The sequence below is a fragment of the Dietzia sp. SYD-A1 genome (assembly GCF_015356725.1).
Taxonomy (GTDB): domain Bacteria; phylum Actinomycetota; class Actinomycetes; order Mycobacteriales; family Mycobacteriaceae; genus Dietzia.
Genome location: NZ_JADDKI010000280.1, coordinates 1 through 12090, shown reverse-complemented (window position 1 = coordinate 12090; position 12090 = coordinate 1). Strand labels below are relative to the sequence as shown.

Sequence of the window (12090 nt, the reverse complement as noted above, 5' to 3'; positions counted from 1 at the left end):
CCCCGGCGGCCCGGCCCGTCCGGGTCGCCGCGGCTCAGCCTGCACCACGACACCGGCCCGATCCGCTGGACGCGGATCGGGCCGGGCGCGCCCTGTGGAGGCGCGGGAGGCTGTGGAGGACGAGCGAGTCGCGAACTACTCCGGGAGGCGGAGTTCGGGCTTGTCGAGCTCCTCGATGTTGACGTCCTTGAAGGTCAACACCCGGACGTACTTGACGAAACGGGCAGGCCGGTACATGTCCCACACCCAGGCGTCGGACATCCGGACGTCGAAGTAGACCTCGCCGTCTGCGGACCTCGGGATCAGCTCGACCGCGTTGGCGAGATAGAAGCGCCGCTCCGTCTCGACGACGTAGGTGAACTGACCGACGATGTCGCGGTACTCGCGGTACAGCGAGAGCTCCATCTCGGTCTCGTAGTTCTCCAGATCCTCGGCGCTCATCTAGTGCTGCTCCTCGAATGCGCCTGGGCGGCGCGACGGACGTTGGCGTACGACATCCGGTGGATGTCGCTGGGACCGAGCTGCTCGATCGCCCTGGCGTGACCCGGGGTGCTGTACCCCTTGTGGGCGGCGAAACCGTAGCCCGGGTACCTCGGGTCGAGGTCCACCATAATCCGATCACGGGTCACCTTTGCGAGGACACTCGCGGCGGCGATCGATGCGACGACCTCGTCACCCCCGATCACCGCGGTGGACTGGCACCCGAGCCCGTCCACGGCGAACCCGTCGGTCAGGACGAAGCCCGGCGGCGGATCGAGAGCGGCCACCGCGCGTCGCATTCCCTCGAGGTTGCACCGGTGGACCCCGCGCTCGTCGATGCGGTCGGGTTCGATCACGACCACGGACGCCGCGACGGCTCTGCGCAACACGGCGTCGTGGAGGCGCTCCCGGGTCGCAGGAGACAGCTTCTTGGAGTCGTCCAGATCAGCGAGATCCGCCGTGAGACGGCTACCCAACACGCACGCCGCCACCACCAGTGGACCCGCGCACGACCCGCGCCCGGCCTCGTCCACACCGGCGACCGGCCCGAGACCCCGCCGCGCCAGGGCCGCCTCCAGAGCCAGCCGTCCGTCACGCCGGGTCACCCTCACCCGGCCCGGTCGGACCGGGCTCACCCCGCGGTGATGTCCGGTGAGGGGACGGACCCGATCCGGTTGAACGGGAGGATGATGGCCTGCACCTTGCCGATGATGTTCTCCTCGGGGACGGAGCCCTGGAACTCGTCGCCCATGTGGTACCGGGAGTCCGCCGAGTTGCTCCGGTTGTCACCCATCACCCAGTAGTTGCCCTCCGGAACGGTGACCGGCCCGAACGCGCAGTTGAGCGGGTTGCGGTCGATCGAGGGGTCCGCGTTGAGGTACGGCTCGTCCAGCGGCTCACCGTCCACCAGGAGGCCCCCGTCCGGCGAGCACCCGCCCACGGTCTGACCACCCACCGCGATGACACGCTTGACCATGTCGTTCTGATCGGGCGGGACGACGCCGATGACGCCGCCGATGTCCTGCAGTGTCCGGATGACCGGGTTGTCCGACCGGATGGACTGGTACCCCTGGTTCCAGGAATTCGGACCCTCGAACACCACGACGTCCCCGGGCTGCGGATCGCCGAACCGGTACGAGATCTTGTCCACGAAGATCCGGTCACCCGTGCAGCCGGCACACCCGTGCAGCGTGGGCTCCATCGACTCCGAGGGGATCTGGTAGACCCGCCCGACGAAGGTCTGGAAGACGAACACCAGTACCAGCGCGATCACCACCAGCATGGGGATCTCGATGTACCAGGGCTGGCCCTTCTTCTCGGCGGCGCGCGCCTGGCGACGGCCTCCACCCACGCCTCGAGCCGGGTCCCCGTCTTCTCGGGGGCCCGGCTCGGAGGGGTGCTGTCCAGGTGATTCGGTGCTGCTCACCCGGACGAGCGTAGTCGATCGGCCACCACACACAACGGCCGAGTCCGACTCGCTCTACATGCTCAGCGCTTCTCCTTGATCTTCGCGGCCTTGCCGCGGAGGTTGCGGAGGTAGTACAGCTTGGCCCGACGGACGTCGCCGCGGGTCAGGACATCGATGTGGTCGATGGTGGGCGAGTGGACCGGGAAGGTGCGCTCGACGCCGACGCCGAAGGAGACCTTGCGGACGGTGAAGGTCTCGCGGACGCCACCACCCTGACGGCGGATCACGACGCCCTTGAAGACCTGGACGCGCTCCTTCGAGCCCTCGATGACCTTGACGTGCACGTCGAGCGTGTCGCCGGGGCGGAACGCCGGGATGTCGTCGCGGAGCGACTTGTTGTCGATGAAGTCGAGAGTGTTCATTGTGTTCCTCGGATGTCAGGAATTGAGGACAGAGGACCCTGGCGCCCGCCGTCAGGCGGGTCAACCGGTTCGTGCCCGGAGCAGCGCGACCGTCCGCGGACGCACGGGTGCGCCCGGATGATCAACCTCGCTAGTGTGCCACTATCCGTCGGCCGACCCCAAATCAGTCGGCGCGCTCGGGCCAGCCGACGGACCTCAGGGTCTCCAGGTCCGCGGGACCCAGAGCAGCCCCGTCGAGCAGGTCGGGGCGACGTTGCGCCGTGCGCCGGAGCGACTCGTCACGCCGCCACCGCGCGATCCGCGCGTGGTCACCGCTCTTCAGTACCGCGGGGACAGGCCGGTCCCGCCACACCTCGGGCCGGGTGTAGCTCGGCCCCTCGAGGAGGCCGTCGGAGAAGGAGTCCTCCTCGTGACTGCGCTGGTTGCCCAGCACCCCGGGGAGGAGTCGGACGACGGCCTCCGCCACCACCAGGACGGCCACCTCTCCCCCGATCAGGACGTAGTCGCCGATGCTCACCTCCTCCACGTCCATGCGTGTGGAGGCCTCATCGATCACACGCTGATCGATTCCCTCGTATCGACCGCAGGCGAAGATCAGGTGATCGCGTCGTGCGTAGCTGTGGGCATCGGCCTGGGTGAACGGTCGTCCCGCCGGGGTGGGCACGATGAGCAGGGGCCGCGTCGCGGCGGAGCCCGCGGACGGTGGTACCACCTCGTCGAGGGCCTCGCCCCAGACAGTCGGCCGCATGACCATGCCGGGTCCGCCACCGAACGGCGTGTCGTCCACCGAGCGGTGCACGTCGTGAGCCCAGTTGCGCAGGTCGTGGACCCGGAGGTCCAGGATGCCGCGGTCGATGGCCCGCCCGGGCAGTGCCAGACGGAGGGGCGAGAGATAGTCCGGGAACGCCGTGACGACGTCGAGCCGCATCCGTGGGGCGGTGACCGTATGGTCGGGTCCGGTCACGGGGTCCCCAGGTCGAGTAGCCCCTCCGGTGGGTCGATCACGCAGGTACCGGCGACGACGTCCACCCTGGGGACGATCCGGGCCACGAAGGGCACCAGGGCCTCCGATCCGCTCGACAGACGCACGGAGAGGAGTTCCCCACCCGGGGTGTGCACGACCTCGGTGACCTCGCCGAGCTGCGTCCCGCCGGTGTCCAGCACGGTCAGGCCCACCAGCTGGTGGTCGTGGAATTCGTCCGGGTCCCCGGTGTCCGGTAGGGACTCGGAGTCGACGATCAGGAGCATTCCCCGCAAGGCGTCGGCGGAATCCCGGTCCGAGACGCCGGCCAGACGCACGAGAAGCCGCCCGGAATGATCCCGGGCGGCTTCTACGGTGACGTCCCGATCGGTGGCGGTCCTCCCCTTGCCGGTGCGGCCCAGCAGTCGAGCTCCCACCGCGAATCGTTCGCGGGGCGAGTCGGTCCGTACCTCCACCACCACCTCACCGCGGACCCCGTGGGACTTCACGACGCGACCCACGACGAGTTCCATGACGTCCTTCCGGTGCGGGTGGGGTCCGAGGGGGCTAGCGATCGGTGTCGACCACGTCGACCCGGACGTCCGGCCCGCCGACGGCGGAGACGATCGTCCGGATCGCGGACGCGGTACGGCCGCCGCGGCCGATCACGCGCCCGAGATCGTCGGGCGACACGGTCACGCGGATCACGGTGCCGCGACGACCACCGCTCGCCCTGACCGAGACCGCATCGGGATCCGACACGATACCGCGGACGAGATGGTCGACGGCGTCGACGACCATGTCACCCATCGGACTCAGGCCTCGGCGTTCTCGGCGTCGGCCGACCCGGCCTCGGCGGACTCACCGTCGGTGGCCTGGGCCGCGGCCTCCTCGGCCTTCTTCGCCTCGTCGGCCTTCTTCGCCTTCTCGGCCTTACGCTTGGTGGTGATGGCCTCGGCGGACGGCTCGCCCTGGGCCTCCTCGAGCGCCTTGTTGAACAGGTCCAGCTTGCTGGGCTTCGCCTCGGCCACGCGGAGGGTGCCCTCGGCGCCCTCGATGCCCTTGAACTTCTGCCAGTCACCGGTGATCTTGAGCAGCGACTCGACGGCCTCGGTCGGCTGCGCGCCGACACCCAGCCAGTACTGCGCACGCTCGGAGTCGATCTGGATGAAGCTCGGCTCCTCCTTGGGGCGGTAGAGCCCGATCGTCTCGATGGCGCGCCCGTCGCGACGGGTGCGGGCGTCGGCCACGACCACCCGGTACTGCGGGTTACGGATCTTGCCGAGGCGGGTGAGCTTGATCTTGACGGCCATGTGGCGTCTCGCTTTCTCTTGCGGGTCACGTGGCGATTCAGCGACTCCCGCACGTGTTGCGGGGCCCGGTTTCGCCTTCCGGGTGACCGCCGCTCGGCGCGGGCACCGTCCGCGATGAACACGGAGGGACCCACCGGTGACGGCGTCCAGCGCACCAGTCTAAACGCCCCGGTACCGCGGGTACCAATCGGCGTGCGACCGGCAGCCGGGTCGGCGCTCGCCGGATACGGTCGACGCCCGCCGACCTCAGCGCTTGGGGAACTTGAGGTCGTTCAGGTCGATCCCCTCGAGGCCCGGCGGCAGCGTGTCCAGTCCGGGCGGCATCTTCGAGAGGTCCGGCATGCCCCCGGGGGGCATCCCCGGCATCCCGGGCGGCATCCCCGGCATCCCACCGGGCATCATCCCCCGGTTCTTGGGCTGCGTCGGTCCGCGGCCCTTGCCCTTACCCTTCTTGCCCTTGCGCTGGTTCTTCCGCCCGGCTCCCGGCATGCCCATCTGGCCGGCCATGCGGCTCATCATCTTGCGGGCCTCGAAGAACCGGTCCACCAACTGGTTGACGTCGGTGACCGTGACCCCGGAGCCCTTGGCGATGCGCTGGCGGCGGGATCCGTTGATGATCTTGGGGTCGGCCCGCTCCGCCGGTGTCATCCCCCGGATGATCGCCTGGATGCGGTCCAGGTACTTCTCGTCGATGTCCCCGACGGCCGCTTTCATGTCCTTGCCCCCGGGCAGCATCCCCAGGAGATTGCCGATGGGGCCCATCTTGCGGATCATCAGCATCTGGTCGAGGAAGTCCTCGAGGGTGAGCTCCCCCGAACCGATCTTGGCCGCGGTCTTCTCCGCGTCTTTGGCGTCGAAGACCGTCTCGGCCTGCTCGATGAGCGAGAGCACATCGCCCATGCCGAGGATCCGGCTCGACATGCGGTCGGGGTGGAAGACATCGAAGTCCTCCAGCTTCTCCCCGTTCGAGGCGAACATGATCGGCATGCCGGTGAGTTCGCGGACGCTCAGCGCGGCGCCACCACGGGCGTCACCGTCGAGCTTGGTCAGGACGACGCCGGTGAATCCGACCCCCTCGCGGAAGGCCTCCGCCGTGACGACGGCGTCCTGGCCGATCATCGCGTCGAGGACGAAGAAGGTCTCGTCCGGCTGGACCGCATCGCGGATCCCCCTGGCCTGGGCCATGAGCTCCTCGTCGATACCCAACCGGCCCGCGGTGTCGACGATCACGACGTCGTGCATCTTGGCGCGGGCGTGGGCGAGGCCCCGCTGGGCCACCGACACCGGCTCCTGGACCCCGACGTCCTCCCCGTCACCCCCGACCGAGGTCCCGGGGTGGGGGGCGAACACCTGCACGCCGGCGCGCTCGCCGACGATGCGGAGCTGATCGACCGCACCCGGTCGCTGGAGGTCGCAGGCCACGAGGAGCGGCGTGTGACCCTGGCCCTTGAGCCAGTACGCGAGTTTGCCCGCGAGCGTGGTCTTTCCCGCTCCCTGCAGACCGGCGAGCATGATCACCGTGGGCGGCTGCTTGGCGAACTCGATCCGACGGGCCTCACCGCCGAGGATCGCTGTGAGCTCCGCGTCGACGATCTTGACGACCTGCTGCGCCGGGTTCAGGGCCTCGGAGACCTCCGAGCCCTTGGCCCGTTCCTTGACGCGGGAGATGAACGTCCGCACCACGGGTAGCGCGACGTCCGCCTCGAGCAGCGCGAGGCGGATCTCCCGCGCGGTCGCGTCGATGTCGGCATCGCTGAGCCGCCCCTTTCCGCGCAGGTCCTTGAGCGCACCTGCCAGGCGATCGGACAAGGAATCGAACACGGCTACAGCTCCCTGGGTCGCGGGCCGGGGGCGTGGTGTCCCCGGCGTCGTCGACGACGACTGATCACAGGGTATCGGCACGCCCGACGCCGGGCGTCGCGGGATCACGCCGGGGAAGCAGGGACTCCACCTCCGTCGCCGTACTGAGGACCGCTCCGGGGCCGGACAAGGCGAAGACGTCCTCGACCGCGGCACCGCGCGTCCGCACCACGACCCAGTCGATCCTCGCCCCCTTGCCCAGGATCGCCGCGATGACCTTCGCGAACAACCCCGGCCTGTCCTCCGCCCGGACCTCGAGCAGGATCCCCTCGGCATCCGTCCGCCGGTTCACCAGGACCGAGGACCTGGCCTGTGGCGGGCCGATCATCCGGGAGGCGTTGCGTGCCAGCGCGGCCCGCAGGGACGCCGCCACCCCGGAATCGACCGCCCGACGCAGGTCCTGGCGCAACACCTTCGGGTCCACGGGGTCCCCGAAACGGGTGGACACCGTCATCTTGGCCCGCACCCCACCGGGCGGCCGCAGGTCGATCTCCCCGTCGACGATCTCCAGACGGTGTGCGGCGAGCACCTCTGCCGTCACGGCGAGAGACTTCCCCGCGCCGGGCACGACGAGGGTGAGCTCGTGAGTGGTCCCCGACCCCGCGGGGCGCATCTCCACCACCACATCGGGGGGGCCGTGCGGGCGGGTGGCGTCGACGGTCGGGGCCTCCACGGCGCCGGGCTGCGACCCCACCCTCTCCCGACACGCGTCGACCAGCATCGAATGTGCCCGGGCCCTTCCCGGGGTCCACACCGTGGGCCCGGTGGCCAGCGAGTCGGCCTCGGTGAGGGTGGCGAGAACGTCGAAGGCGGTCGCGTCCTGCTCGAGCGCGGTCAGCACCGAGTCGGCCGTCGCAGGGTCCGAAGGATCACGCCTGGTCGCGGTCACCGCCAGCAGCAGGTGATGTCGGACGATCCTGACCAGGGTGTCGACATCCGCAGGGTCGAGTCCCATGCGTCGCACGATCGGCCCGACCATCTCGGCACCCGTCTCACTGTGGTCGCCCTCGCGGCTCTTACCCAGGTCGTGCAGGAGCGCCGACAACAGGAGCAGATCCGCGCGCGCCACCGAGGTGGTCAACCGGGACGCCTCCACCGCGGTCTGCACCAGGTGTCTGTCGACCGTGTAGACGTGGGCCCGGTCCCTCGCCGGCAGGTCGCGCACGCCCGACCATTCCGGGAGCATCCGCTCCCACAGGCCACTGCGGTCGAGCGCCTCTATCACCGGCACCTGCCCCTCTCCGGACCCCAGCAGGACGAGCAGGTCCGACAGCGCCTCGGCGGGCCACCGCCCCTCGGGGACCGGTGAGCGTTCCACCAGTACCCCGAGAGTCGAGCCGGCCACGGGCAGGGAGAACCGCGCGGCCGCCGCGGCCACACGTAACGGGAGCCACGGGTCCTCGGCCACGCGGGCGTTCCTCGCGAGCGCCACCTCCCCCGCGTGCTCCACCACCCCGTCGTCGAGCGGTCTGCGGACCGGCGACCTGCGCAGCAGACCGGTCAGCCCACGCGAGGACAGCGACGCGCACGACCCACGGATGGCCTGGTCCGCGGTGAACGCGATGGTCCGCGAGGCGTTGCTCAGCGCGCGGGCGAGGTCGAACCGGTCACCCAGCCCGAGAGCCTGCCCCACCTCGTCGCCGTACTCCGCATGAAGCACTTCCCTGGGTCGTCCGCTCACCCGGTGGAGTTCGGTCCGTGCGTCGAGGACGAGCCGGTGAGCGGCCGTCAACCCGCCGGGGACCACGGGCCGGCCGTCGCTGAGGTGAGCCACCGCGAGGGCGGTGACCAGCTGCGAGTCCCGCAGGCCCCCCACGCCGTTCTTGAGATCCGGTTCGCTGCGGTGGGCGATCACGCCGGAACGCTGACGCCGGGCCACCGCGGCGGCCACGAGGTCGTCGAACCGCGAGGCGATCTGGTCGCGCCACTGGCGCCGGGCGCCGTCCACCACGAGGGCACCGAGGTCCGCGTCGCCCGCGATGACCCGGGCGTCCAGCAGGCTCAGCCCCACCGCCACGTCCGCGGCCGCCACCGCGAGGCACTGGTCCACGGTCCGCACGCTGTGGTCCAGGCCGACGCCCGAGTCCCACAGCGGGTACCACATGGCGTCGGCGAGTTCGCCGACGTCCCGGTCGGGACGCCTCTCGTGCACCAACACCAGGTCGAGGTCGGAGTACGGGAGCACCTCGCGTCGGCCCAGTCCCCCGAAAGCGACCAGGGCGAATCCGGATCCCGGGCCGATCCCCGCGTCGTCCGCGAGCCGCCCCAGCTCCATCTCGTACAGCTCGCACAGGGCGTCCCGCAGGTCCGCGGCGGGGAGTTCGGCCGACGTGGCGGAGAGGATCTGGTCGCGCCCGTCGCGCAGCGCCATTGCCCGCTCACCGTCCCCGGTCACGCTCACGACGTCCCTCTTTCCTTCATTAGTGTGTCTCCAGACTGTAGGGCCCGTGTCACCTGGCGGCGGCTACGGTGTTTCGCTTCCGTGAACGCCCCCGCACGCACCCCGAGAAGCCCGGTGAGGCAGGCGGAGTCATCGAGAAACGCGGTCGACCCCGGCTCAGGGGTCGACCGCGCCTCGTGGTGTCCTCGGTCAGATCGCGGCGTCGCCCGCCTCGCCGGTCCGGACCCGGACGATCGTCTCGACGGGGGTCACCCAGACCTTCCCGTCGCCGATCTTGCCGGTGCGCGCGGCGTCCACGATCAGCTGGACCACGGTGTCGGCGGTCTCGTCGTCGACGACCACCTCGACCCGGATCTTGGGCACGAAGTCCACGGCGTACTCCGCACCGCGGTAGACCTCGGTGTGGCCCTTCTGTCGGCCGTAACCCTGGACCTCACTGATGGTCAGTCCGTGGATTCCCGCCTGTTCGAGTGCTGCCTTGACGTCATCGAGCGTGAACGGCTTGACGATCGCGGTGACGAGCTTCATGTCAGGGGTTCCTTTCGCAGTGGTCGGCTCAACGGATGAGCGCGTTGGTGGAGGCCTCGTACGCGGACTCCGCGTGCTCGGCGCCGTCGATGCCGGACTGCTCGTCCGTCTCGCTGATACGCCACCCGAGCGGGCGGCAGATCCCGTAGGCGATCGCGGTCATGATGGCCGTGAAGACGAGTGCCGCCACGGCGATCACGATCTGGACGACGAGCAGCCTCCACCCGTCCGCCGAGTAGAACACGCCGGCATCCGTGTCGTAGGTGCCGGTGGCCAGGAGGCCGATGGCGACGGTGCCCCAGAGACCCGCCACCAGGTGCACACCCACGACATCGAGCGAGTCGTCGTAGCCGAAACGGTGCTTGAGCCCCACGGCGAGGGCACACAGGGCACCGGACACGGCACCGAGGGCGATCGCGCCGAGGGGGTGGACCGACCCTGCGGCCGGGGTGATGGCGACCAGGCCCGCGACGACGCCCGAGGCGGCACCGAGGCTGGTGGCGTGGCCGTCCCTGATCCGCTCGGTGAGGAGCCACCCGAGCATCGCGGCGGCCGTCGCGACGGTGGTGTTGATCCAGGCGAGGCCGGCGGCCCCGTTGGCACCGAACGCCGAACCGGCGTTGAACCCGAACCAACCGAACCACAGGAGACCGGCACCGAGCATGACCAGCGGGAGGTTGTGGGGACGGAAGGCGGTGCGTCCGAAGTCGTAGCGCTTGCCGATGAGCAGGACGAGGACCAGCGCCGCCATACCGGCGTTGATGTGGACCACGGTGCCACCGGCGAAGTCGACCGGGGCGACGGCGGCGACGAGGCCGCCCTCACCGTCGTCGACGGTGCCGAAGATCATCGCGGCGAGGCTGTTCTCCGAGTGCGAGAGCAGGCCGCCACCCCAGACCATGTGGGCCATGGGGAAGTAGGCGAGCGTCACCCACACCGCGGCGAAGACCAGCCAGGTCCCGAACTTCACGCGCTCGGCGATGGCTCCCGAGATGAGGGCGACGGTGATGATGGCGAAGGTGACCTGGAATCCCACGTCGACGACCTGCGGGTAGGCCCCCGAGGCGGACATGACCCAGTTCTCGGCGTCCCCGATCACCCCGGCGAGACCGAACATCTCGAAGGGGTTGGCGAAGAGCCCGAGGATGTCCTGCTCGCCGTAGGACATCGACCAGCCCCACAGCACGTAGACGATGCCGACGACCCCGATCGCGCTGAACGACATCATCATCATGTTGAGCACCGACTTCTGGCGGGACATCCCGCCGTAGAACATCGCCAGTGCGGGCGTCATGAGCAGGACCAGGGATGCCGCCATGAGCATCCAGGCCGTGTCTCCCGTATCGATCTCCGTCGTCGCCTCCTGGGCGAGCAACAAGACACTGTCACCTCTCACGGTGAGGTCCTCCTCGTCTCCATGGTGAGCGTTGGTCACTCACTCCTCGGGTCAGAAGAATTCCTTTCCGCTGTTTCGATGAGTGCGCGGTCATGTTTCCGGGCTGTAACGTGGCGCGCCCTGTGGTTCCGATCATGTGTCCCGGGCCCGGCCGCGCCCCGGGCCCCGCGCGGATCAGGTGCCGAGAAGAGCGTCGACGAACGCCTCGGGCGCGAACGGCGCGAGGTCGTCGGCCCCCTCGCCCAGCCCGACGAGCTTGACCGGGACGCCGAGTTCGTGTTGGACCTGGAACACGATGCCGCCCTTGGCGGTGCCGTCGAGTTTGGTCAGCACCACCCCGGTGATGTCGACGACGTCCTTGAACACGCGCGCCTGCATGAGACCGTTCTGCCCGGTCGTCGCGTCGATCACCAGGAGCACCTCGTCGACGGGGGTCTTCTTCTCCACGACCCGCTTGACCTTGCCGAGCTCGTCCATGAGACCGGTCTTGGTGTGGAGGCGGCCGGCGGTGTCCACCAGGACCGCGTCCACCCCGGTATCGACTCCCCGGGCGACGGCGTCGAACGCCACGGACGCGGGATCCGCGCCCTCCTTGCCGCGGACGACCTCCGCTCCCACCCGTTCGGCCCACGTCTGGAGCTGGTCGGCGGCCGCGGCGCGGAACGTGTCGGCGGCCCCGAGCAGGATGTCGCGTCCGTCGGCGACCAGGACGCGGGCGAGCTTGCCGGTGGTGGTGGTCTTGCCGGTGCCGTTGACCCCGACCACCAGGATCACGGCGGGTGTGCCGTCGTTCGGCAGCGCACGCAGTGAACGGTCGTATTCGGGATGCAGGTTGTCGATAAGGGTCTGCCGCAGCAGGTCCCGGACCTCGGCCTCCGTGCGGACCTGTCTGGTCGCGATGTCCCCGCGCAGGCGGTCGATGACGCGCTGGGTGACCGCGGTGCCCAGGTCCGCCATGATCAGGGTGTCCTCGATCTCCTCCCACGCGTCCTCGTCGAGATCACCGGCGCCCAGGAGGCCGAGCAGGCCCTGTCCCACGGCGCCCTGGGAGCGCGCCAGCCGACCACGGAGGCGGTCGAGACGCCCCTCGGAGGGGTCGATGCGCTCGACCGGGGCCACGGGGGAGGGGGCACCGGTGATCAGCTCGGTCGTCGGGACCGGGACCTCCTCGTCCGGGACCTCCGGCGGGACGACGACCGGTTCGACGGGCGCCGGTTCGACGACGACGGTGTCCTCGCTCGGACCGGACAGTGTGTCCGGCTCGGGCACGACCGGGGTCTCGGCGGGCCCGGGGGCGTCGGTCGACCGCGGAGTGTCGACC

13 protein-coding genes are annotated in these 12090 nt (G+C 70.0%); all 13 read right to left on the bottom strand.

The window, feature by feature from the left end; all coding sequences use genetic code 11:
• Positions 1-135: 135 nt before the first annotated feature.
• The gene (locus tag IY392_RS11905; RefSeq protein ID WP_007632861.1) at positions 136-441 is read right to left on the bottom strand and encodes a DUF2469 domain-containing protein; all 306 of its coding nucleotides are present in this window, start codon (positions 439-441) and stop codon (positions 136-138) included.
• The gene (locus IY392_RS11900) at positions 438-1115 is read right to left on the bottom strand and encodes a ribonuclease HII (protein WP_107756645.1); all 678 of its coding nucleotides are present in this window, start codon (positions 1113-1115) and stop codon (positions 438-440) included. The genes IY392_RS11905 and IY392_RS11900 overlap by 4 nt, the downstream gene beginning before the upstream one ends.
• Positions 1112-1906, bottom strand: a complete 795-nt coding sequence (gene lepB, locus IY392_RS11895; protein ID WP_194861331.1) for a signal peptidase I — start codon at positions 1904-1906, stop codon at positions 1112-1114. The genes IY392_RS11900 and lepB overlap by 4 nt, the downstream gene beginning before the upstream one ends.
• A gap of 62 nt (positions 1907-1968) precedes the next feature.
• Positions 1969-2310, bottom strand: a complete 342-nt coding sequence (gene rplS, locus IY392_RS11890) for a 50S ribosomal protein L19 (RefSeq protein ID WP_017836979.1) — start codon at positions 2308-2310, stop codon at positions 1969-1971.
• 163 nt (positions 2311-2473) lie between these two features.
• Positions 2474-3238, bottom strand: coding sequence for a tRNA (guanosine(37)-N1)-methyltransferase TrmD (gene trmD / locus IY392_RS11885; protein ID WP_107758110.1), 765 nt, complete (start codon positions 3236-3238; stop codon positions 2474-2476).
• A 32-nt stretch (positions 3239-3270) separates the two neighbouring features.
• Entirely contained in the window at positions 3271-3804 is a 534-nt protein-coding gene (gene rimM, locus IY392_RS11880) for a ribosome maturation factor RimM (protein WP_182612258.1), read from the bottom strand.
• Between the two features lie 34 nt (positions 3805-3838).
• Positions 3839-4081: an RNA-binding protein gene (locus tag IY392_RS11875; RefSeq protein WP_017836982.1), complete on the bottom strand. Its 243-nt coding sequence runs from the start codon at positions 4079-4081 to the stop codon at positions 3839-3841.
• 5 nt (positions 4082-4086) lie between these two features.
• The gene (gene rpsP, locus IY392_RS11870) at positions 4087-4584 is read right to left on the bottom strand and encodes a 30S ribosomal protein S16 (protein ID WP_107756648.1); all 498 of its coding nucleotides are present in this window, start codon (positions 4582-4584) and stop codon (positions 4087-4089) included.
• Positions 4585-4830: 246 nt separating this feature from the next.
• Positions 4831-6405, bottom strand: a complete 1575-nt coding sequence (gene ffh / locus IY392_RS11865; protein WP_107756649.1) for a signal recognition particle protein — start codon at positions 6403-6405, stop codon at positions 4831-4833.
• 64 nt (positions 6406-6469) lie between these two features.
• Positions 6470-8845 carry a [protein-PII] uridylyltransferase gene (locus IY392_RS11860; protein ID WP_107756650.1) on the bottom strand — a complete coding sequence of 792 codons (2376 nt, stop codon included), beginning with the start codon at positions 8843-8845 and terminating at the stop codon, positions 6470-6472.
• A gap of 189 nt (positions 8846-9034) precedes the next feature.
• Positions 9035-9373 (bottom strand): P-II family nitrogen regulator, encoded by a 339-nt coding sequence (locus IY392_RS11855; RefSeq protein WP_017836986.1) that lies wholly within the window; start codon positions 9371-9373, stop codon positions 9035-9037.
• Positions 9374-9401: 28 nt separating this feature from the next.
• Positions 9402-10697 carry an ammonium transporter gene (locus IY392_RS11850; RefSeq protein WP_107758111.1) on the bottom strand — a complete coding sequence of 432 codons (1296 nt, stop codon included), beginning with the start codon at positions 10695-10697 and terminating at the stop codon, positions 9402-9404.
• 246 nt (positions 10698-10943) lie between these two features.
• On the bottom strand, positions 10944-12090 hold a 1147-nt coding region (gene ftsY / locus IY392_RS11845), incomplete at its 5' end, for a signal recognition particle-docking protein FtsY (protein ID WP_228549333.1).

Coding starts and splice junctions, on each gene's coding strand:
- IY392_RS11905 (WP_007632861.1), bottom strand. CDS start 441: ATGAGCGCCGAGGATCTGGAGAACTACGAGACCGAGATGGAGCTCTCG.
- rplS (WP_017836979.1), bottom strand. CDS start 2,310: ATGAACACTCTCGACTTCATCGACAACAAGTCGCTCCGCGACGACATC.
- trmD (WP_107758110.1), bottom strand. CDS start 3,238: ATGCGGCTCGACGTCGTCACGGCGTTCCCGGACTATCTCTCGCCCCTC.
- rimM (WP_182612258.1), bottom strand. CDS start 3,804: ATGGAACTCGTCGTGGGTCGCGTCGTGAAGTCCCACGGGGTCCGCGGT.
- IY392_RS11875 (WP_017836982.1), bottom strand. CDS start 4,081: ATGGGTGACATGGTCGTCGACGCCGTCGACCATCTCGTCCGCGGTATC.
- rpsP (WP_107756648.1), bottom strand. CDS start 4,584: ATGGCCGTCAAGATCAAGCTCACCCGCCTCGGCAAGATCCGTAACCCG.
- IY392_RS11855 (WP_017836986.1), bottom strand. CDS start 9,373: ATGAAGCTCGTCACCGCGATCGTCAAGCCGTTCACGCTCGATGACGTC.
- IY392_RS11850 (WP_107758111.1), bottom strand. CDS start 10,697: ATGCTCATGGCGGCATCCCTGGTCCTGCTCATGACGCCCGCACTGGCG.